The organism is Mycobacterium sp. MFM001, from assembly GCF_003402475.1.
In the GTDB taxonomy this organism is placed as follows: domain Bacteria; phylum Actinomycetota; class Actinomycetes; order Mycobacteriales; family Mycobacteriaceae; genus Mycobacterium.
Window position 1 is genome coordinate 1 of the sequence record NZ_BFAB01000007.1, and the last position, 20,530, is coordinate 20,530.

A 20,530-nucleotide genomic window follows, 5' to 3' on the forward strand; every position below is an offset into this window, starting at 1 on the left:
CCCTGGTAGCTGCTCGCGCAACTCAGCCGTGGCTGATACGCAACAGCTCCGAGAGGCTGGGCAGCTTGACCCGCGGCCGGCCGTGCGGCTCGCCGGCCGAGCGCTCGTACTCGTCGATCAGCTTCCAGTGCGCATCGGTGACGAGTTTCGGCTGCCGGGAGGCCAGCCACTCGGCGAGCTTGTCGGCGTGGTCGGCCCCGAAATCGGCGAGGCTGGCCCGCGACAGGTCGTCGAGCAGGGTGTCGACGGTGTCCTGGGAGTCCTTCTTGTTGGTGCCGATCACCCCGGTCGGGCCGCGCTTGATCCAGCCGACGACGTACTCGTTGCGGCTGCCGTCGACCCGGCCGCCGGTGTTGGGAATCGTTCCGCTGCGCTCGTCGAACGGCAGACCCGGTGTCGGCACACCGCGGTAGCCCACCGAGCGCACCACCAGCTGCACGGGCAGCTCCTCGCGCGCGCCGGTGTCCTTGGCCACCACCCGTCCGCTGTCGTCGCTGACAAGCTCGTTGCGGCCCAGCACGATCTGCTCGACTCGGCCCTCGCCCTTGATCTCGATGGGAGAGGTAAAAAACCGGAACACGAGTCGGCGGTGACCCGGGCGGGGCTCCCGGCTCGCATACTCCCGCAGCACCGCGATGTTCTGCTTACACGTCTTGCCGACCGCGGCCGCGTCGTCGTCGCTGATGCCTTCCAAATCCGCGGGATCGACCACCACGTCGACTCCCTGGAGGGCCGCGAGAGTGCCCAGCTCACGCAACTCCAGCGTCGTGAACGCAGTCTGCAGCGGACCGCGCCGGCCGATGATCACCACTTCCTGGACACCACACGGGCGCAACGAGTCCAGCGCGTGATCGGCGATATCGGTCTGGGCCAGCTCGTCGGGGTCGCTCACCAGAATGCGGGCGACGTCGAGGGCCACGTTGCCGTTACCGATGACCACGGCCCGCGCACCGGACAGGTCGGGGGTCATCTGCTCGAAGTGCGGGTGGGCGTTGTACCAGCCCACGAAGTCGACCGCGGCGATGCTGCCGGGCAGGTCCTCGCCGGGAATGTTCAGCGACCGGTCCGACTGCGCGCCGACGGCGTAGATCACCGCGTCGTACTGCTCGGCGAGCTCGGTGGCTTCGATGTGCTCGCCCACCACCACATTGCCGAAGAACCGGAAGCGGGGGTCGTCGGCGGTCTTCTCGAACTGCTTGCTGATCGACTTGATCTTCGGATGGTCAGGCGCGACGCCGGAGCGCACCAGCCCCCACGGCGTGGGCAGCATCTCCAGCATGTCCACCGCGACGTCGAGCTGGTCCGACGAGTCGGCGGCCTTCAACAGTGAGGCCGCGGCGAAGAAGCCGGAGGGGCCAGAGCCGACGATCGCGACGTGGTAAGGGCGCATACACCCCGATGCTAAACGGCTACTACCGCGTAGGTTGCCAAGGTCGCCAGGCCGGTAACGTGAGCAGCTGTGGAACCCGACCGTCAGGCTGATATCGCCGCCCTTGACTCCACGCTGACCACCGTGGAGCGGGTGCTCGATGTCGAGGGTCTGCGCAGTCGCATCGAGAAGCTCGAACACGAGGCCTCTGACCCGCACCTGTGGGACGACCAGTCCCGCGCGCAAAAGGTGACTAGCGAGCTGTCCCATACCCAGGGCGAGCTGCGGCGGGTCGAGGAGCTGCGCCGTCGCCTCGACGACCTGCCGGTGCACTACGAGCTGGCCGCCGAGGAGGGCAGTGCCGAAGAGCTGGCCGAGGCCGACGCCGAGCTCAAGGCGCTGCGGGCCGACATCGAGGCCATGGAGGTCCGCACCCTGCTGTCGGGTGAGTACGACGAGCGCGAGGCGCTGGTCACCATCCGCTCCGGCGCCGGCGGGGTGGACGCCGCCGACTGGGCCGAGATGCTGATGCGGATGTACATCCGCTGGGCCGAGCAGCACAACTATCCCGTCGAAGTGTTCGACACCTCCTACGCCGAGGAAGCCGGGATCAAAAGCGCGACGTTCGCGGTGCATGCGCCGTTCGCCTACGGCACGCTGTCGGTCGAACAGGGCACCCACCGGCTGGTGCGGATCAGCCCGTTCGACAACCAGAGCCGACGCCAGACGTCGTTCGCCGAGGTCGAGGTGCTTCCGGTGGTGGAGACCACCGACCACATCGACATTCCCGAAGGCGACGTGCGGGTGGACGTGTACCGCTCCAGCGGTCCCGGCGGGCAGTCGGTGAACACCACCGACTCGGCGGTGCGGCTGACCCACATTCCGACCGGCATCGTGGTCACCTGTCAGAACGAAAAGTCGCAGCTGCAGAACAAGGTGGCGGCGATGCGGGTTCTTCAGGCAAAGTTGTTGGAGCGCAAGCGCTTAGAAGAACGCGCTGAGCTCGACGCCTTGAAGGGTGAAGGCGGCAGCTCCTGGGGTAACCAGATGCGGTCCTACGTACTGCACCCGTACCAGATGGTCAAGGATCTGCGCACCGAATACGAGGTGGGTAATCCGACGGCCGTGCTGGACGGGGACATCGACGGATTCCTGGAGGCGGGGATCCGGTGGCGCAATAGGCGAGATGACGACTGATTCAAGGCTTTTCGCGACAGTGGCGGCCCAGCCGTGGCATGACATCTGGCGCGGCGACATTCGCCAATGGATTCTCACCAGCGGCCTGCGCATCGTTTTGCTGCTGATCGGGGCGGTGCTGGCGGCGCGGTTCGTCAATTGGCTGGCGCGAAAGGTGACCGAGCGCCTCGACATGGGCTTCGCCGAGAGCGACGCGCTGGTGCGTTCGGAGGCCACCAAGCACCGGCAGGCGGTGGCGTCGGTGATCTCGTGGGTGTCGGTCGTGCTGATCGCGATCGCGGTGGTCGTTCAACTGGCCGACATCCTGAACATTTCGGTGAAGGGTCTGGTGGCGCCGGCGACGGTGGTGGGGGCCGCGCTGGGTTTCGGCGCCCAGCAGTTGGTCAAAGACCTGCTGTCCGGATTCTTCATCATCGCCGAAAAGCAGTACGGGTTCGGCGATCTGGTGGAGCTCACCATTCTGGGATCGCCGACGGACGCCGCCGGCACCGTCGAAAACGTCACGCTTCGGGTGACCAAGTTGCGCTCGCCGGACGGCGAAGTGTTCACCGTGCCCAACGGCCAGATCGTCAAGTCGGTGAACCTGTCCAAGGACTGGGCGCGCGCCGTCGTCGACATCCCGGTGTCCACCACCGCCGACCTGAACCTGGTCAACGACGTCCTGCGCCAAGAGTGTGAGCATGCCCGCGCCGACGAGGTGCTGGGCGAGTTGCTGCTCGACGCCCCCACGGTGATGGGCGTGGAAAGCATCGAGGTCGACACGGTCACGCTGCGGTTGGTGGCCCGCACGCTGCCCGGCAAGCAGTTCCAGGCGGGTCGCGAGCTGCGCGTGCTGGTGGTGCGGGCACTGGCTCGCGCCGGCATCGTCACCGCCGCCGAGACGCGGGCGACCGTCGGCGCGATCGCCAGCAGCGCCGAACAAGAAACCCAGGAACCGACCAAGTGAAATTCTTTTCCCTCGACCGGTTGAAAAAGATCGGCCAGGACGCCGAGCGCGGCTGGCCGGGCTACTTGTTGGGCGGCCATGTGCGCACGTCCACGGTGGTGTTGGTGATCGCATTCGTGGCGGTGTGGTGGGTCTACGACTCCAACAAGCACACTCAGTCGTCGACCCCGACCCAGGTGCCCGCGACCCAGGTGGTGCCGCCCGGCTACGTGCCCGACCCGAACTACACGTGGGTGCCGCGCAGCCGGCTGCAGCAGCCGCCGACCACCCGGACGTGGACTCCGACCACCACCACGACCACAACGACCACCACGCCACCGACCACCACGACGACCACCACGACACCGCCGCCGCCGTTCCAACTGCCCGTGCTGCCGCCGCCGTTCGGTCCGGGAACGACGACGTCGTCGTCGACGCCGCCTCCGCCGGGCCCCGAGCCGGCTCCGGCGCCGCCGCCCATTCCGTAGCGTGGTCGGCCTCAGCGAAACTCACGGTTACACTGGCGTGCCGTGATGATCACCCTCGACCATGTCAGCAAGCAGTACAAGTCGTCGGCGCGACCAGCGCTCGACAACATCAACGTCAAGATCGACAAGGGTGAGTTCGTCTTCCTCATCGGACCGTCCGGCTCTGGCAAGTCCACGTTCATGCGGCTGCTGCTGGGCGCCGAGAATCCCACGACCGGTGACGTGCGAGTGTCCAAGTTCCACGTCAACACGCTGCCCGGCCGCCACATCCCGAAGCTGCGCCAGGTGATCGGCTGCGTCTTCCAGGATTTCCGGCTGCTGCAGCAGAAGACGGTGTTCGAAAACGTCGCCTTCGCTTTGGAAGTCATCGGCAAAAAGCCCGAGACGATCAACCGGGTGGTGCCCGACGTGCTGGAGATGGTCGGTTTGTCCGGTAAGGCCAATCGGCTGCCGGCGGAGCTGTCCGGCGGCGAGCAGCAGCGGGTGGCGATCGCGCGCGCCTTCGTCAACCGGCCGCTGGTGCTGCTGGCCGACGAGCCGACCGGAAACCTCGACCCCGACACGAGTCAGGACATCATGGACCTGCTGGAACGGATCAACCGCACGGGAACCACCGTGCTGATGGCCACCCACGACCATCACATCGTCGACTCGATGCGCCAGCGCGTGGTGGAGCTGTCTCTGGGCCGGCTGGTGCGCGACGAGCAGCGCGGCGTCTACGGGATGGACCGCTGAGTGCGCTTCTCATTCCTGCTCAACGAGGTCCTGACCGGTCTTCGTCGCAACGTCACCATGACCGTCGCGATGATCCTGACCACCGCCATCTCGATCGGTCTGTTCGGCGGCGGTCTGCTGGTGGTGCGGCTGGCCGACAATTCCCGCAGCATCTACCTCGACCGGGTGGAGACGCAGGTCTTTCTGACCGACGACATCTCGGCCAACGACCCGACGTGCGACAGCGCCCCGTGTAAGGCACTGCGCGAAAAGATCGAGGCGCGCAACGACGTCAAATCGGTGCGATTCCTCAACCGCGAGGACGCCTACAACGACGCGATCCGCAAGTTTCCGCAATACAAAGACGTGGCAGGCAAGGATTCGTTTCCGGCGTCGTTCATCGTCAAATTGGAAAACCCGGAGCAGCACAAGGATTTCGACGCTGCCATGCAGGGTCAGCCCGGGGTGCTCAACGTGCTCAACCAGAAGGATCTGATCGACCGGCTGTTCGCCGTGTTGGACGGTCTGTCCAACGCTGCGTTTGCTGTCGCGCTGGTGCAGGCGATCGGGGCGATCCTGTTGATCGCCAACATGGTTCAAGTGGCGGCCTATACCCGGCGCACCGAGATCGGCATCATGCGACTGGTCGGCGCCACCCGCTGGTACACCCAGCTGCCGTTCCTGGTCGAGGCGATGGTGGCGGCAACGGTCGGCGTCATCATCGCCGTCGTCGGCCTGATCGTGGTGCGGGCGATGTTCTTAGAGAACGCGCTCAACCAGTTCTACCAAGCGAATTTGATCGCCCGGATCGACTACGCCGACATCCTCTACATCTCGCCGTGGCTGTTCTTGGTGGGCGTGGCGATGGCGGGGCTGACGGCCTATGCAACCTTGCGCGTGTACGTGCGGCGGTAACGGTGGCCAAGAAGCCAGGGGGGCCCGCTAAGCCAGCCAGGCATGTCGTCGCGACCAACCGCAAGGCGCGGCACAATTATTCGATCCTGGAAGTGTTCGAGGCCGGGGTGGTTTTGCTCGGTACTGAGGTAAAAAGCCTGCGGGAGGGAAAAGCGTCGCTGGTCGACGCGTACGCCACCGTCGACGACGGCGAAGTCTGGCTCCGCAACCTGCATATTCCGGAATATCACCACGGGACCTGGACAAACCATGAACCGCGTCGTACCCGCAAACTGCTGCTCCACAGGCGCCAAATCGATGGTCTGATTGGCAAGATACGTGATGGTAACCTCGCGCTGGTGCCGTTGTCGCTGTATTTCTCCGAGGGAAAAGTGAAGGTAGAACTCGCTTTGGCACGTGGGAAGAGGGCGCACGACAAACGTCAGGATTTGGCCCGGCGTGACGCGCAACGTGAGGTGATGCGTGCACTGGGACGGCGCGCCAGGGGGATGAACTGATCGGCGCGGCGTACGCCCAGCTGTCCGCGGTCAGCTACGGCGTCAGCGACTTCGTTGGGGGTGTGGCCGCGCGGCGCGTGGCTGCGCTGCGCGTCATGCTGGTGTCGTACCCGGTCGCCGCGGTAATGCTTGGCCTGCTGGCGGTTCATGCCGGCGGTCCGATTCACCCCGGCGCCATCCTGTGGGGTTCGCTGTACGGGATCAGCCAGGCGATCGGCGTGTGGTGGTTCTACGCGGCGATGAGCTCCGGACCCATCTCGGTGGTCTCACCGCTGGCTGCGGTGCTCAACGCCGCCGTGCCGATTGCGGTCGGCGTCGCGATCGGGGAACGACCGGGCGAGACGGCGTCGGTCGGTGTCGTGCTGGCGATGATCGCGGTGTTTTTGGTCGGCCGGGAGTCGCCCGACGACGAGGACGTCCGCACCCACCGGTTCACCCGCCGGGTGGCGTGGTTGACGGTCGGCGCGGGGGTGGCGTTCGGGCTGGACTTCGTGCTGCTGCATCAGGCGCCGGTGGAGTGCCGGCTGTGGCCGCTGTTTTTCGCCCGCGCGTCAGCGACGGTGCTGGTGTTCGCGGTGGCGGCGGCGACCGGGAATTTCCAGATGCCGACCAAGACGCCGCTTCGGCTGGCGCTGACCGCGGCGCTGCTGGATACGTTCGCCAACATCGCGATGCTGATGGCGCTGCATGCGTGGCTGCTGTCGCTGGCCAGCATGCTGATCTCGCTGTATCCCGCCGCGACCGTCGTGCTGGCGATGGTGGTGCTGCGAGAACGGGTGACCCGCTGGCAGGGGCTCGGGATGGTGCTGGCGATGGTCGCGGTCGCGATGATCACCGCCGCTTGACGGGTGTCTAACATCGCGCGCCATGGTCACCCAACTGGATAAGTCCGACGTGCTGGCGGGTCTGTTCGCTTCGTGGGACGCGCTGGACCGACTGCTGGCCGGGCTGTCGGAGGAACAGTGGCGGACGCCGACGCCCTTACCGGGCTGGGATGTGCACGCCGTCGTTGCGCACATTGTCGGCACCGAGTCGGCGCTGTCGGGGGCGCCCACCCCGGAGGCCGACGTGTCGGGGCTTGCGCACATTCGCAACGACTTTGGTGCGACGAACGAGTGCTGGGTGCGCTTTTTGAGCGGCGAGCCCGGTGCCGAGCTGCATCAGCGATTCCTGGCAGTGACCGGGGATCGGCGCAAGTATTTGACCGACATGTCCGAGGAGGACTGGCTGGCGGTGACGCCGACGCCGGCGGGCGCCGACAGCTACGGGCGGTTCATGCGGGTGCGGGTTTTCGACTGCTGGATGCACGAGCACGACATCCGCGACGGGTTGGGCCTGCCGGCGTCCGAAGCGGAGCTGGTGTCGCCGGCGGCGCGGCTGGCGCTCGACGAGATGGCGGCGAGCATGGGCTACGTCGTCGGCAAGCTGGGCGGGGCGCCCGACGGCTCGCGGGTCGCGATCGAGCTGACGGGTCCGCTGGCGCGGGTTATCCGCGTTGTGGTCGACGGGCGCGGACGGGTGGTGGACGACTTCGGCGGGATGGAGCCGACGGCGACTCTTCGGCTCGAAGCGTTGGCGTTCACCCGGCTGGCCGGCGGGCGGGTGGCCGGTGCTCCCGTCGAGCTCGAGGGTGACCGTGAGGTCGGTGCCCGGATCGTCGAGCACTTGAACTACGTGATCTGAGCCGCTGTCTCGGCGACTGTGCGGATTCATACGCCTGCCTCGGCGTGTCTCGTATGAAATCGCACAACGGGCGCGCGGATGAATATCGAGTGGCCTGTTGTTGCAGATCGCGTACCATTGATTGTCCTGCCGAAAGTCGGCGGGGATGCTCGAAGACATGGGGCTGAACGGTTTCGACTTCGCGCATCGAATCAAGGGAAGCGTGCCGGTGCAGGCAAGAGACCACCGTAAGCGTCGTTGCAACCAATTAAGCGCCGATTCACATCAGCGCGACTACGCTCTCGCTGCCTAAGCGACAGCTAGTCCGTCAGACCGGGAACTCCCTCGACCCGGATCCTGGCGTCAGCTAGAGGGATCAACCGTTAGGTTCGGTCGCGGGGCCTAGCGGGACACCAAACAGCGACTGGGATCGCCGTCCCGGCTAGTTCGCGAGACCGGGAGATCCGAGTAAGGGCACAGCGAACTGCGCACGGAGAAGCCTTGAGGGAATGCCGTAGGACCCGGGTTCGATTCCCGGCAGCTCCACCACTTGAACAGCACAAACAAAGGCTTGGTTAGGCGGCGAGGATTCGTGTAGCGGCCCGGCTGCCGGCGGCAATCGCTGATTCCTGCGACGGTAAGGCCATATAGTCACCCGCCATCTGCACTGGCGCATTGGCCGGATAATCGTCGAGGAATCTTTGCAGAGCCTTGTAATAACCGACATCGGCCTGGCTAGCCGCATACGACCAGCGCGTGAGGTGCGTACCCAAATAGTGGTCGTGAAGCTCGGGGAAAAGCCGCTCGATCAGCTCCCGAGCGATGCCCGTCAGACGGTCATCACTCCAGGTCGTGAAGTCAATATCCCGCTGATTGGTAAAGAAGGCGGTGATGAGGCTAGTACCCGCCGGGGCGCGGTCGGGGGCTTTGATGTGTTCGAGAAATAAGGTGCTGATCTCGAGAGAAGCGGCTTTGGGCACCATCACTAGGAACGGTTCTTTCTCGGTGCGCCTGGAATACATGAGCTGCAACGAGCAGCAACCAGAGTCCTTCGAACTTGAAAGTAAATCAGCCCCAATCTCTTTCAACGGCTTATACATCTCGACAGCGGCTCGGAGCGGCGTGGCGATCACGCATGCGTCCGCACGTTCACACCCCGGTCCACCGGAGTTGCTTTGGTAATGAATTTCCACTCCGCTATCGGTATTCCGGACTTTGGTGACCGGGGAGCTGAGACGCATATCGAGCTTCTCAGCCAACTTCGTCGGGACGAGCTGCAACCCGCCCTTGAGGGTCTGCATCTTCCCCGACGCAGTGACCGCGCCGGCAAGAAATCCGACCACCGATGCCTCGTCCGGAGAACTGGTCACCATTGAGCGCGTCACGCCGTCGAGTATCAAATCGTTGAGCTCGCGCCCAAACACTCGGTCTATGTAAGCCTCGATGGACTCGGTGTCGTACTGAACATGATTGGTCAGGTCGTAAGGATTCATGCCATAGAGTGGTTTGATCAGCCGCACCCCACGCGCAATTAATTGCAGCTTCGCTAGAGGCGGCAAGAGCTTGGTGGTCAGAAATGACCGAAGAGGCTTACGCGTATTGAGGATATGAAGCTCACTGCCTTTCACCACAGCCACCTCGGGTGCGCAGTCAACCAACTTGTCCGACAAGCCCAGGTCGCGAACGAGCTTCATATATTCGGTGTAGTTGTCGGTAACGATCGTCGGACCGACATCGAACAGGAAGCCGTTTTCGGACTCAGACAGCACCCGCCCGCCGACACGGCCCAAGGATTCAAACACCGTGACGTGACAGCCCTGCTCATGTAACCGGTAGCCGGCGCTCAAACCCGCCAGCCCGCTGCCGACAATGACCACGCGCTTCATATCGACTTCTTCCAGCCGACCAAAGGACAAGGGGATCGTAGCGAGTAGAGGCGATAAGCAGGTGAGCAATCGGCATGGTTGGACACGCGTACTGACGGCGGCCAGTACAAAACGCCTGTTGACTCATGTTCGCCATGTCACGCTGTGCTGACCCATATTCGATATGCGCAGGTCAGACGCGTTATATACGTCTTTCGATTCCCGGCAGCTCAACCACCTCAATTAGCGTTCGGGACCCCCTAACTCTCGACCTAGAATTCCTCCATAGCGGTGTGCTATTTGGAGGTGCCGTTGCCTGAGCCGTTGCGGGTCGATCCGACCCAACTGAACCGGGTGGCTTCCCGGATTGATGGCCACGCCCGGGCGTTCAGAAGCGGCCACGAGGAGGCTGAGTCGTTAGCCGAGGGCGCAAAGCTGGGCTCAGGCGCTGCGGGCGCAGCTCTTGCGGGGATGGTGGAGGCATGGCGTAGCGCGGGCGCGCGGTTCGCCGCGCAACACGCGGCCTTCGCCGATGAGCACCGCCAGGCGGCGAGCGCCTACACAACGACCGACGATGGCGCGGCGGGGCACATCGACGACGCAGGCGCCGGACTCTGAAGTGGTGAGCCGTGTCGCTGGCCCTGAAGGAGCTGCTGGAATGGGCACCGGAGATCGGCGATCTGGCGAAGTCGACCACCAGCCTCGCGCAGAACTACACCAAGTCTGCCGAGTTCTACCGGCAGCACGCTTTTGACTTGGACTGGGCGGGTCAAGCTGGCGACGCGGCCCGGGCGTCGGCAATGACAAACGCCGTCCGCTACGAGGATGTGGCGGCGACACTAACCCAAGCCGCCGTCGGCATGAAGGGCGCCGAGGAAGAAGCCGAAGCGGTGTCCGATCAAGTCAAAGCCGTTCTGAATTACGCCGACCAGCCGCCCGCGGTGAAGGTCGACCCCTCGACCAACGAGGTAATCCCCCCCCAATACGGGCTATCTGACCGACGAGGCGGCGGCGCAAGTGGAAGCGAAGGCCGCCGACGTGGAGGCGAAGGTCGCGGCCGTGCTCGCCGAGGGCGAGACGGTGGATGCAGAACTGGCCAAGGCGATGGGCACCGCGGCGTCGGTCGGCGATCCCGGCGCCCAGCTTGTCAAAGACTGGAAACAAGGCGGCGACGGCAAAGACGGACCTAGCATCGACGGCAAGGCCAGGGTCAACGGACCCGCCGAACAAACACACGACGACCTGGGGGCGACGATTCCGGGCACCGGCATCCGGCTCGGCGGGGACGGCGTAAGTGAGCCAGGGAAACCCGGCTCCAACTATCCCCGCATTCACGTGCCGGCGCATGATGGAATCCCCGAGTTCGATGGACCCAATCCGTTGCCGGTGCGTCGCGACGCGAACGGAAATCCGCTTGAACGTCCCCTGCCGACAGGCACAGCGGTAGGTCCGGATGGTAAGCGCTACGGGTTCTACAGCATCGTGCCCTACAACAACCCGGATGGCACACCCAATGGGTCATACTCGACCAACGACACCGTTGTGGTGGACCTCGACCATCCCAATCAGGTTCTTTACACATTGCACGGTGTCTCCCAGGCAAGTGGCGTGTTCGACCCGAACAGCGGGCGCATGGTCATTGTTGGAAACCAGGGCGTCGGCGGACCGCGAACGATGTGGGAGTCCGCGCCGGTCAATCAGAACTCTGCGTGGGGCAACACCTTGCAGCAGCAGGGGACGTTCTCCGGTGCCATGAACGGGAACCGAGAGAGCCAGATCGTTGCGCTGCCCAACAACGGCGGGTACATGCTGGTCGGAGCCGCCGATGGCAGACCTATCGAGGGCGCGGTGGCCAGCACTCCTGAAGGTTTGCTCACTGCTGTGCCGAAGGAGCTTCTCGGGCCCATACCTGACAGCTCCGGCAAAATTGGGGTTCCCTATGGCCCGACGATCACAGGCTTCAGTACCGATAGCCACGGACATGTAGTGGTGGACATGCGAGTTAGCACGTTCACTAACCCCAAGCCGCTTCCGTACAACCCAGAGACTTACGACACCACGTTCACCGTGACGCCCTGACCCAGGAGGACCCGATGACCGCTGCTGCTCGACTGGTTGCCCGGATCGTTGCCGTTGTGTCCGCGGCACTGGTCATGTCCTGCGCGAGCTCCCCCCAGCACGCCGCGGCTTTGCCACCTGGGTTCCCCGACCTGAACAGCTTCACGCCTGTTGTGGTGGACGACGGCTATTTCATGCAGCTACGAGAGGGAACTTCCCGTCTGGTGAACTTCTCCACGCCCTACGACATCGTGTGCAATTTCTATGGGGGGGAGCAGCCGGTGACTGCACCGTCCCAGGGCATCGACTGCAATGGCGACTTTCCGGGAATGGACAGCTATCCGTGGCCGGGCGGAGTACCCGCTCGTCCCGGCGACTGCGTGCTCGGCGAAGTGCAGGCTGCGGGAGCGGCCTACCAATTTCATCGCAGCGCCTACGCCGGGTGCGACGGCAATCCTCCGACGCTGCCGTACGGCGGTAAGCCGCTTGGTGTCGGACAAAAATTGTCCTATCAGAACGTTACGTGTGCAGTCGGACCCGACAGGCTTGTCGCTTGCTTGGACACCACCAGCGGACAGCATGGGTTTGTGCTCAAGCCATCGGGGAGCGTTGCGTTCTAGCCTCCTTCGCGGCACCCTGTCCACCCCCGTCGTGCCAAGCTGTATCTCGCATGTGACTTTCCCGCGACCACAATGAAGGACGCTCGTCTTCATGACAGCGCTTGTGGCGATCTCCGCGCTTGTATCCGCACTGTGCATCGGCTACTACGTTGGCCGGCGCGCCGGCTCGAAGCCTCCAAGCTGGAAGAAGCGAACGAGTCGGGCAGCGCTGGGCAGGCTCACAATTAACCTGCTCGTGCTAATGGCTACACGGCGCATCCGGCAGCGCTTCCTGGCCCGTCGCGTGGCCGTCGACGCGGTCAGTATCTGGGGGCCGAGATTCGTTGAGCCGCTTGGCCTCCTGCGTGGAATCAGGTATGCAGGGTGGGCCGGTAGATGAGCTCCTGGATATTGCCGTCGAGTGTTCGGCTCTCGATCAGCTCGAGATCGAAGTCGGCCGCACCCTGAAAGATCGGGTCATCGCCGGTCTGACCGGTGATCACGGGAAAGAGCGTCACCTGGACGCGTTCGACCAGGCCGGCGGCCATCAGCGCTCGGTTCATCGACAGGCTGCCATGCGAGCGCAACGGCACCTCCGACTCCTCCTTCAGCCGGGCGACGACGTCGACGGCGTCGCCGCTGACGACGGTCGCCTCAGGCCAGTCGAGAGGTCCATCCAAGGTGGTCGACACGACCGTCGCCGGCAGGTGCCTCATCCGCGTGACCCACGGGTCGCGCACCTCGGACTCCTCGTTGCTCTCGGCCAGCATTTGCGCGAATAGGCGATAGGTATTGGCGCCGAAGACCATTCGCTGCGCCTCGTCGTATAGGTTGAGGCGGCGGTCGAGCAGTTCGGGGCCTTGCTTGCCCCAGTAGCCGCCCCAGTTGCCGCCGCTGACGCCGCCGAAGCCGTCGAGGCTGGAAAAGACGTCGAAGGTGTAGGTAGCGGTCATGCTGCTCTCCTGTGTGCGGTCGATGACGTTTCAGGGATACAGACTCGCAACCGTGGCGAAACTCATCGCCTTGTCAATTGCCCGCCTCGATAGCCGCGACTCTCGCGGAAGCGTCGGGCCCGCAAAAGCGTTGGAGATCCACTCTTCCGACCGCAAGCAGATCGTCGATGCGGCGTTTGAGGTCTCCGGAGGAGAGATGGGTATAGAGATTCGCGCCAGGGCAAGAAGTTTTGGCAAAGTCACGATGGCCGGCCAACGTGTTGGTCGCGACGCCGAAGGTCTGCGCGGCCCACGCAAATGCCAACGCGGCTCCGTGAAGTTGGGCCTCCGACACAACCTCGCGATCGAAGTCCCCAAGGCAGAGCACCAGGAAGTGGCCCGTTGTGTCGTAGTCCGTCGCAGTGTCGCCCGCGATCTCGGTGCTTCGCAGTTCATAGATGTTGCCATTGCGGTCGACGCCGACGTGATACGCGATATCGATCCAGCCCAGCTGGTCTTGGTGATATCGCTGGTCCTGGCGGAGGCGGCCAGGGGCATTGCGGTTGTCGCCGAGGACGACGGCCTCGTGGTGGAGGGTCATTCGGGTGATGGTGTGACGCTTGCCTCCGGGTCGGGCAGGTCGCGCGCCCCATGCGTCCCGGCACAGCAGGGGCGCCGAAGTGGCAGCTCGGGCTTCACTCGAGCAGGCGCTGACCATCGACGCCAAACCGACACTGGTTGCCAGCTGGAGCAACCGGCGGCGGTTGACGGGCGCATCCATGCCTCAAATCCCTTCAGCGACCGGTGAACATCGGAGATCGACGCTCGGCTGCTGCCGCCACACCCTCGCGGAAGTCGGCGGTCGCCTGCAGTCGGGTTTGCTCTTCAAGCTCATGTGCGGTTGCCTCCGCAACCGCCTCGGCGAGTCCGGCGCGCATGGTGGCACGGATACTCACCAATGCCAGCGGAGCCGACGCGGCGATGCGCTCGGCGAACCGAATCGCCGCTGGACGCACATCACCGTCGGCGGCCAATTCATCGACCAGCCGTGCTCCGCAGGCGATTTCGCCGCCGAAACGCTCACCGGTGAGCATCCACTCAAGTGCCCGTTGCTGACCGACGACACGTGGCAACGTGGCGGTAATCCCAAAGCCGGGATGAAACCCGAGCCGGCTGAAGTTAGCCGCGAATTTCGAGGAGGGCGCAGCCACCCGGAAGTCTGCGCTGAGCGCAAGCCCGAGTCCGCCGCCGATTGCGGCGCCGTGTACCGCTGCGACAACGGGTTTCGCGGTACGGAACAACCGGATGGCCTGAGCGTAAAGCTCGCCCGGTGACAAGCGATCCTCGGCGGGCCGCGAGAAGTCTGCGCCGGCGCAGAAGTGTTTTCCCTCCGCGCACAACACAATTGCCCGGCATTCGACGTCGTCGTCGAGCTGCTCGTACGCGTCGGCGATGCCCTTGATCAATGTGGTGTCAAAGTAGTTGTTCGGCGGCCGATGTATCTCCACCACGGCCACGTGGCCGGAGCGTTCGACGGTGACATCCGTTGGCGTCATAGCTCGTCCAGTAGTTCGCGCACGGCGGCATTGAACGCGTCGGGCTGGTCCATGTTCGCCGCATGCCCCGCGTCGTCGATGACGACCTTGCGGGAATTGGGAATGCGGCGGTGCATGTAGTCGGCGCTGGCCAGGAAGTTGGTGTCGTCGGCGCCGACGACCACCAACGTTGGCACCGTGATGGTGTCAAGCGAGGTTATGACCCGAGCGTCCTTTTGAGCCATCACACCGCGGGCGGCGCGAGGTAGCCCCTCGGGATGCTCGTGCACCGCCTGCTTGAGTTCCGCCGACAGGTCGGCCGGTGTTTCCCCTCGCTCGAGTTGCTGGGCGCGTCGTTCTACCCAGGCGTTCCACTTGTCGCGGGCTTCGTCGTTGCGGTAGCCCGGTCCGGTGTCGACCAACACCAGTGCGGCCACGCGTTGGGGATGGACGAGGTGGAAAGCCAGGGATAAGTAGCCGCCCAACGACATTCCGCCGAGCACGGCCCGATCAGCGCCCGCAGCGTCGAGGATGGCCGCCATGTCGGCGACGCTGATCTGCTCGCTGTAGCGATCCATGTCCTGGGGTGCATCGCTGGCGCCGTGGCCACGCAGATCCCACGCGATCACCGGCCGGTCGACACTCAACGCAGTGACATTGGGGTCCCACATGCCGGCGGTCGCGCCGAAACCGTGCGTCAGCAAAATGGGCACGTCCGCACCCTGCGGGTTATGCACCTTGAAAGCCAGCGTGACCCCGTCTGGGCGCTTCAGTCGGTCCACTGCACGATCTCCGATCCGGATTGAATGGCGGGGTACAGGGCGTCGGGGCCGCGGTCGACCAGGGCCGCGCCGAGCCGGTCCGCCCAGCGATTGTGCCCTCCGGCTTCGTCTCGCCAGGCCCAGAGTCGACGGGTCAAATAATGCAAGGGGTACTCCTTCGTCATGCCGATAGCGCCATGCGTCTGATGGGCGGCGGCCGTCACGAGCTGTGCGGCTCGGTCGGCAAGCATTTTTGCGCAAGCGATTTCGAATCCGCCTCGGCCGAGTTCGACCGCTTCGACCGCGCCGTCAACAGCCGACGCCACCACGGCGGCCTGTTGGTGGAGGGTGACCAAATGGGCTTGCACGGCCTGGAAACGACCGATGGGGCGCCCGAACTGCTCACGTTCGCGGCTGTAGCGCAATGTCATAGCCGCGACAGCACTTACAGCGCCTGCCATCAGCGCGGCACGCCCCAGTACGGTTCGCTCCCAGAGCGTTTGTTCGGTGATTTCGTCCGGTGCGTCTGCGCGTGCGGTTACCGGCACACCGTCGAAAACCAGTGTGTCCCGGGGCTCATCGGCGAGGTTGACTCCGCGACTGGCCGCCGGGCCGCCCACCGCAGCCGGTCCGGGTGCGAGCACCACGACGCCGTTGATCAGGCCGATAACGTGTTCGGCGCGGTGACCCCACGCCACGGCAGGCGCCGTACCGAAGAGCCGGTCGTCGTCGAGACGGAGCGGCGCATCAGGTGGCAGTACCGTGCGAACACCCTGCGGCAGGGCGAGACCGGCAGACGCCAGTAGCCACCCGCCGACGAGGCCGGCCTCGGCGAGGGGGACAGGCGCCGCGTGAGCTCCGGCGGCACGGAGCAACTGGACCGCGTCAGCGACGCTGCCGCCGGCTCCGCCCAACGCCTCGGGAACAGGGACGTCGCTGAACCCAGCGTGCTGCAAGGCATTCCATAGTTTCTGATCGTCATGGCTGTGGGCACCAAAGAGTTCGGCCGCGGCGTCGTACAGTTCGTTGTCGCTCATGACAAACCCTTGGCCGCGACAGATCGCAGGATCTCGTTGGTGCCACCCCGGATGGTGTACGACGGCGATTCCAGAACGGCGCGACGTAACAGGCCTTCGAACAACGACGGTTCTGGGCCGCACACGAGCTCGTGGTCCAACAACTCCCGCAATGAGCCCACCACATCCTGTTCGAACCGGGTGCCCATCTCCTTGATGAGCGCGGCCTCGGCCGCGGGCGTGCCGCCGGCGTCGATCGCCCTGGCTACGGCCAGCGATAGCCGTCGCAGCACCCAGTATTGGGCCGCGAGCTCACCGATCAGCCGGCTCCCGGCGGGACTGGCGGCGAGGTCTGGGCATTCGCGGATGAACTCCTGAACGAGTAGGAATGTCGAGATCCACCGGTCCGGGCCGCTGCGCTCAAAGGCCAGCTCGCTGGCGTTCTGCGCCCAGCCCTGCCCGATTTCGCCGATCACCATCTCGTCCGAGACCGCCACGTCGTCAAGGATCACCTCGGCGAAGTGGTCGGTGCTGCCATTCAGGAAGGGGATTGGCCTGACCGTCACGCCGGGGCCGTGCATATCGATCAGAAATCTACTCAGTCCGGCATGGCGTTCGCCCTCACCGGTTCGGCACAGGGCGATCATGTAGTCGGCGTACATGGCGTTGCTGGTCCACACCTTGGTGCCCGATACTCGCCAGCCGTCCGTGTCGCGCACACCGCGCGTCCGCACCGACGCGAGGTCGCTTCCGGCGTCGGGCTCGCTCATGCCGATGCAAAAACACAACTCGCCGCGGCAGATTCGGGGTAACAGCCACCGTTTCTGTTCCTCTGTGCCGTAACGCAATAGCACCGGGGCGATCTGCCGGTCGGCGACCCAGTGATGCCCCACCGGGGCGCCCCACCGCAGCAACTCTTCGACGACGACAAAGCGGTCGACGGCGGTGGCGTCGCGACCGCCGTAGCGAGCTGGGACCGCCATGCCGATCCAGCCACGCTCCGCCAGCGCGGCGGAGAAGTCTCGACTAACCTCAGCGCCCATCCCGAGGCCGGGCTCGAAAGTGCCCCAGGGCAGCGTCTCGGCCAGGAAAGCGCGAACCTGCTCCCGCAATTGCAGCTCCGACGCGGTGAGCGCAGCAGGCGATGCGGCCATGCTTGGCAGGCTAACCACATTCTCTGCGCCGACGAACGGGTTTATTCGTACGATGCCACGGGAAGCTGGTCGATAAGGTTTTCCGTCGCCGTCTCGGTGTGCGAAGCGCTTGCCTCCAAAGGAGGGTTGGTCTCGCATTGCCCGTTCCTGGGCGGCACCTTCAGCAGCATGCACAGGCCCATCGCCTCAGGACTCATCGTGGTGTCCTTTCGAAGCGGCGAGACAGGTTTGCCGTTCCAGCTGATCAGCTTCCAGCCGTCCTGAGGACTGCCCTGGATCACGACAATGCCGGTGTTGGGTAGCGGATCGAAAACCATGAGCAGCGGATCGGGGTTTTTGACGTTCATCAGGGTCCCGACCTCGATGACGAATTCGCTTGAAAACGCGACTTCGGTGATATTGCCGTCGGCGGCCCGGACCGGGTTGGTCATGGCATTGCCGTAAATCGTTTGAAGCGCATCGCGAAAGCGCTTGTCGAACACCAGCCCGTTAGGGTCAGTGGAGCCCGGGGTCAGCATCGGAGCGCTGCGTAGCCCAAGCGCCCACGCGAGTGGGCCTAGTAGATACAGGAGCCCCTGGAAGCTGAATTCCGGTAAGCCATCGTAAGAGCCGGCATTGATCTCGTTGAGGCCAGGCAAGACTTGCACGTTCATCCCGAGCAGTGCGGCCAACGGCGCAGCGGTCTGCTGCGTCCTGGTCAACTGCGATGCGAAGAGCCCGCCGAAAGGGCCCTGTGGCGCAAGGACTCTCGCGACGGCCTGCGCCTGCTGCTGGCCAAGCTGACTGAGTGCAGTTCCGGGCACCGCCGTGTCGATCACGCCTGCTGCATTGTCGACCGACTGCGCGTGTCGCACGAAGTCTATGACGATCGACTCGTCGGCCCAGGCTGGCGCCGATCCGATGTACAGAAGGGTCGTCGAAAACAGCACTGCAGCAGCAGAGCGGAATTGCGTTGTCAGCAATGGACGTGTGGATCCGTGCTGGCGGTCAGTCGGTCGATGGCAGATCTCCTTTCCGCTAATTACTTCGGTTCCGTTAGTCGGTTTGGCCGATCGTGGGGCGATCACCCATGTGGCAGAAGTAGACTCCTGTGGCAGAAGTAAAGTATCCGACTCTCGGGCGGTTGCGATGCAACAAATTTCACAGTCCGAGACCATGACGTGACTGTGTCGTTATGACGAGGACTTGCAGTGCCGGATCCAAGTTGCCTTTGACCTGCTCTCGATTACTGGCGGGTTGACCAACGCGGAACGCAGAAGATGCGGCTTTTCCGCCGGATCACAGGCGGTGCACATTTAATCTTCTGGCATGGATCGCATCTGGCAGTGGGCATGGAATCGGTGCGGCACGCGCTATACGTGGGTCCTGTGCGTGATCGCCTTTTTCGTTTCGCTGCCGATCTACCTCACCGTCTTATCGTTTCCGATCGTGGCCTTCGAGAACTCCGGCCGCTTCGTCGAGGCGGCACTCGTCACCGTCGTGGCCGTGCCGTTGCTGGAATGCATCATGGTCGTTCCCGGTCACCGATTGATTCGACTCGTCGAGCAGTGGGCAGCAGGCCGAAACGTCGATCGATTGGCAGCCCTGGAGGCCACCTACATCCAGGCTCGGAAGGCAGTTGTCCGAACGGTCTGGGGCGCTGGCGCATGGGGCGCCGTGTTAGCGGTCACCGTCGGTGCGCTCGCCGGAGCGACGTGGTCACGGCTGGCGCAATACGCGGTCCTGGGCGCCGTCCTCGTAACAGCGATTCAGCTGGTCGCTTATCACAGCATCGTCGAGTCAATATGGCGTCCAGTTCGAATCGAGCTCACCAGTGATACGGGAATTGGTGATTCACTGCCGCGCCCTCGGCCGACCTTCGCCACACGCTCGAACGTGTCCATGGTTGCTGTCGCGTTCGTGTACGGTGTTGGTGGCGCGGTATTTGCGGCCGTGTTCAAACGGGTCGATGACGCCCCGATCCTTTGCGTCCTGATCGGTGGGGCGTTGGCTCTTGCCTTCGCGGTGCCGATCTCCGTCGGACTCGGCTTCTCGCCCTCTCTGCAACCAATTCGCGACCTCGCCAGCGGCGCCGAACGCGTCGCGGCGGGGGACTATAGCCAGCGCCTGCCGGTCGTCCAGGATGACGACCTCGGGGCATTAGCCGCGTCGTTTAATCGCATGCAGGCGGGTTTGGCTGAGCGACAACGGCTTCAGAGTGCGTTCGGGACTTACGTTGACCCGGCCCTGGCGGCGCGGCTGCTCGAGCAGGGGGATGACGTGTTTACCGGTGAGCGCCGCGAGGTGACGGTGATGTTCGTCGACATCCGCGACTTCACCCCATTCGCCGAGGCGAATACCGCCGAGGACACCGTCGCCCGGCTCAACGCCTTGTTCGAGATCGTCGTGCCTGCTGTCGTCGACGCCGGTGGACACGTCAACAAGTTCCTCGGCGATGGTGCGCTGGCTGTCTTTGGCGCACCGAACGACCTCGCGGCTCATGCCGACGCCGCCGTGAACGCCGCGGCGTTGATTCACCGCTTAGTCGCCGAACGATTCGCCGGCGCGCTTCGGATCGGCATCGGGATCAATACCGGGCTTGTGATCGCCGGCACCATTGGTGCCGGAGGCAAGCTGGAGTTCACGCTCATTGGCGACACCGTCAATGTGGCAGCCCGCGTCGAGCAGCTCACCAAGACGACGGGCGACGCGATCCTTTTGACCCACCACACCGTTGACGTCCTCGTTGTTCGACCACGCGGGCTGATCGACCGGGGATTGCATAGCCTGAAGGGAAAGTCAGGTCCGGTGGAAGTCTTCGGGCTCGACCTACAGACTGCGTCGACCTGTTGACTCGGTCTACA

At 64.4% G+C, this 20,530-nt stretch carries 21 protein-coding genes and 1 other RNA gene; 13 read left to right on the plus strand and 9 right to left on the minus strand.

The window, feature by feature from the left end:
- Positions 1 to 22 precede the first annotated feature (22 nt).
- The gene (locus MFM001_RS13475) at positions 23 to 1,390 is read right to left on the minus strand and encodes an FAD-dependent oxidoreductase (RefSeq protein ID WP_116375799.1); all 1,368 of its coding nucleotides are present in this window, start codon (positions 1,388 to 1,390) and stop codon (positions 23 to 25) included.
- A gap of 69 nt (positions 1,391 to 1,459) precedes the next feature.
- Between MFM001_RS13475 and prfB the strand changes: the two genes are divergently transcribed.
- The 9 genes from prfB (at position 1,460) to ssrA (ending at position 8,316) form a co-directional block, all read left to right on the plus strand.
- The gene (gene prfB, locus MFM001_RS13480; protein ID WP_116375800.1) at positions 1,460 to 2,566 is read left to right on the plus strand and encodes a peptide chain release factor 2; all 1,107 of its coding nucleotides are present in this window, start codon (positions 1,460 to 1,462) and stop codon (positions 2,564 to 2,566) included.
- Positions 2,556 to 3,512 (plus strand): mechanosensitive ion channel family protein, encoded by a 957-nt coding sequence (locus MFM001_RS13485; RefSeq protein WP_116375801.1) that lies wholly within the window; start codon positions 2,556 to 2,558, stop codon positions 3,510 to 3,512. The genes prfB and MFM001_RS13485 overlap by 11 nt, the downstream gene beginning before the upstream one ends.
- The gene (locus MFM001_RS13490) at positions 3,509 to 3,979 is read left to right on the plus strand and encodes a hypothetical protein (RefSeq protein ID WP_116375802.1); all 471 of its coding nucleotides are present in this window, start codon (positions 3,509 to 3,511) and stop codon (positions 3,977 to 3,979) included. Before MFM001_RS13485 ends, MFM001_RS13490 begins: the two co-directional genes overlap by 4 nt.
- 45 nt (positions 3,980 to 4,024) lie before the next feature.
- Complete coding sequence (gene ftsE / locus MFM001_RS13495) at positions 4,025 to 4,714, plus strand: cell division ATP-binding protein FtsE (protein ID WP_062539500.1); 690 nt, start codon at positions 4,025 to 4,027, stop codon at positions 4,712 to 4,714.
- A complete protein-coding gene (ftsX, locus tag MFM001_RS13500; protein ID WP_116375803.1) occupies positions 4,715 to 5,608 on the plus strand; it encodes a permease-like cell division protein FtsX in 894 nt (297 codons plus the stop codon). It abuts the gene before it with no gap.
- A 2-nt stretch (positions 5,609 to 5,610) separates the two neighbouring features.
- Positions 5,611 to 6,105, plus strand: a complete 495-nt coding sequence (gene smpB / locus MFM001_RS13505) for an SsrA-binding protein SmpB (RefSeq protein WP_116375804.1) — start codon at positions 5,611 to 5,613, stop codon at positions 6,103 to 6,105.
- Positions 6,102 to 6,950: a DMT family transporter gene (locus MFM001_RS13510; RefSeq protein WP_116375805.1), complete on the plus strand. Its 849-nt coding sequence runs from the start codon at positions 6,102 to 6,104 to the stop codon at positions 6,948 to 6,950. Before smpB ends, MFM001_RS13510 begins: the two co-directional genes overlap by 4 nt.
- A 22-nt stretch (positions 6,951 to 6,972) precedes the next feature.
- On the plus strand, positions 6,973 to 7,788 hold the full coding sequence (locus tag MFM001_RS13515) for a maleylpyruvate isomerase family mycothiol-dependent enzyme (RefSeq protein ID WP_116375806.1): 816 nt from the start codon (positions 6,973 to 6,975) through the stop codon (positions 7,786 to 7,788).
- Between the two features lie 159 nt (positions 7,789 to 7,947).
- Positions 7,948 to 8,316: a transfer-messenger RNA gene (ssrA, locus tag MFM001_RS13520) on the plus strand.
- Between the two features lie 26 nt (positions 8,317 to 8,342).
- Here the strand turns inward: ssrA and MFM001_RS13525 are convergent.
- On the minus strand, positions 8,343 to 9,653 hold the full coding sequence (locus MFM001_RS13525; RefSeq protein ID WP_116375807.1) for an NAD(P)/FAD-dependent oxidoreductase: 1,311 nt from the start codon (positions 9,651 to 9,653) through the stop codon (positions 8,343 to 8,345).
- Positions 9,654 to 9,944: 291 nt separating this feature from the next.
- Between MFM001_RS13525 and MFM001_RS13530 the strand changes: the two genes are divergently transcribed.
- The 3 genes from MFM001_RS13530 to MFM001_RS13540 all read left to right on the plus strand — a co-directional run bounded on the left by MFM001_RS13530 (position 9,945) and on the right by MFM001_RS13540 (position 12,310).
- Positions 9,945 to 10,250: a type VII secretion target gene (locus MFM001_RS13530; protein WP_160118012.1), complete on the plus strand. Its 306-nt coding sequence runs from the start codon at positions 9,945 to 9,947 to the stop codon at positions 10,248 to 10,250.
- 399 nt (positions 10,251 to 10,649) lie between these two features.
- A complete protein-coding gene (locus MFM001_RS13535; RefSeq protein ID WP_116375809.1) occupies positions 10,650 to 11,711 on the plus strand; it encodes a hypothetical protein in 1,062 nt (353 codons plus the stop codon).
- A 14-nt stretch (positions 11,712 to 11,725) separates the two neighbouring features.
- Positions 11,726 to 12,310 carry a hypothetical protein gene (locus tag MFM001_RS13540; RefSeq protein WP_116375810.1) on the plus strand — a complete coding sequence of 195 codons (585 nt, stop codon included), beginning with the start codon at positions 11,726 to 11,728 and terminating at the stop codon, positions 12,308 to 12,310.
- 350 nt (positions 12,311 to 12,660) lie between these two features.
- Here the strand turns inward: MFM001_RS13540 and MFM001_RS13550 are convergent, their stop codons facing one another.
- From MFM001_RS13550 to MFM001_RS13580, 7 genes are all read right to left on the minus strand, one after another.
- Positions 12,661 to 13,242, minus strand: coding sequence for a dihydrofolate reductase family protein (locus tag MFM001_RS13550; protein WP_116375812.1), 582 nt, complete (start codon positions 13,240 to 13,242; stop codon positions 12,661 to 12,663).
- Between the two features lie 73 nt (positions 13,243 to 13,315).
- Positions 13,316 to 13,939: an N-acetylmuramoyl-L-alanine amidase gene (locus MFM001_RS13555; protein WP_116376072.1), complete on the minus strand. Its 624-nt coding sequence runs from the start codon at positions 13,937 to 13,939 to the stop codon at positions 13,316 to 13,318.
- Between the two features lie 76 nt (positions 13,940 to 14,015).
- Positions 14,016 to 14,777, minus strand: a complete 762-nt coding sequence (locus MFM001_RS13560; RefSeq protein WP_116375813.1) for an enoyl-CoA hydratase/isomerase family protein — start codon at positions 14,775 to 14,777, stop codon at positions 14,016 to 14,018.
- Positions 14,774 to 15,469 (minus strand): alpha/beta fold hydrolase, encoded by a 696-nt coding sequence (locus tag MFM001_RS13565; RefSeq protein WP_202864142.1) that lies wholly within the window; start codon positions 15,467 to 15,469, stop codon positions 14,774 to 14,776. The genes MFM001_RS13560 and MFM001_RS13565 overlap by 4 nt, the downstream gene beginning before the upstream one ends.
- A gap of 56 nt (positions 15,470 to 15,525) precedes the next feature.
- Positions 15,526 to 16,554 carry an acyl-CoA dehydrogenase family protein gene (locus tag MFM001_RS13570; protein WP_116375815.1) on the minus strand — a complete coding sequence of 343 codons (1,029 nt, stop codon included), beginning with the start codon at positions 16,552 to 16,554 and terminating at the stop codon, positions 15,526 to 15,528.
- On the minus strand, positions 16,551 to 17,687 hold the full coding sequence (locus MFM001_RS13575; RefSeq protein ID WP_116375816.1) for an acyl-CoA dehydrogenase family protein: 1,137 nt from the start codon (positions 17,685 to 17,687) through the stop codon (positions 16,551 to 16,553). Before MFM001_RS13575 ends, MFM001_RS13570 begins: the two co-directional genes overlap by 4 nt.
- A 41-nt stretch (positions 17,688 to 17,728) precedes the next feature.
- On the minus strand, positions 17,729 to 18,649 hold the full coding sequence (locus MFM001_RS13580) for a histidine phosphatase family protein (protein WP_371685536.1): 921 nt from the start codon (positions 18,647 to 18,649) through the stop codon (positions 17,729 to 17,731).
- 346 nt (positions 18,650 to 18,995) lie between these two features.
- Here MFM001_RS13580 and MFM001_RS13585 point away from each other — a divergent pair, with 346 nt between their 5' ends.
- Positions 18,996 to 20,519 (plus strand): adenylate/guanylate cyclase domain-containing protein, encoded by a 1,524-nt coding sequence (locus MFM001_RS13585; protein WP_116375818.1) that lies wholly within the window; start codon positions 18,996 to 18,998, stop codon positions 20,517 to 20,519.
- Positions 20,520 to 20,530: the final 11 nt, after the last annotated feature.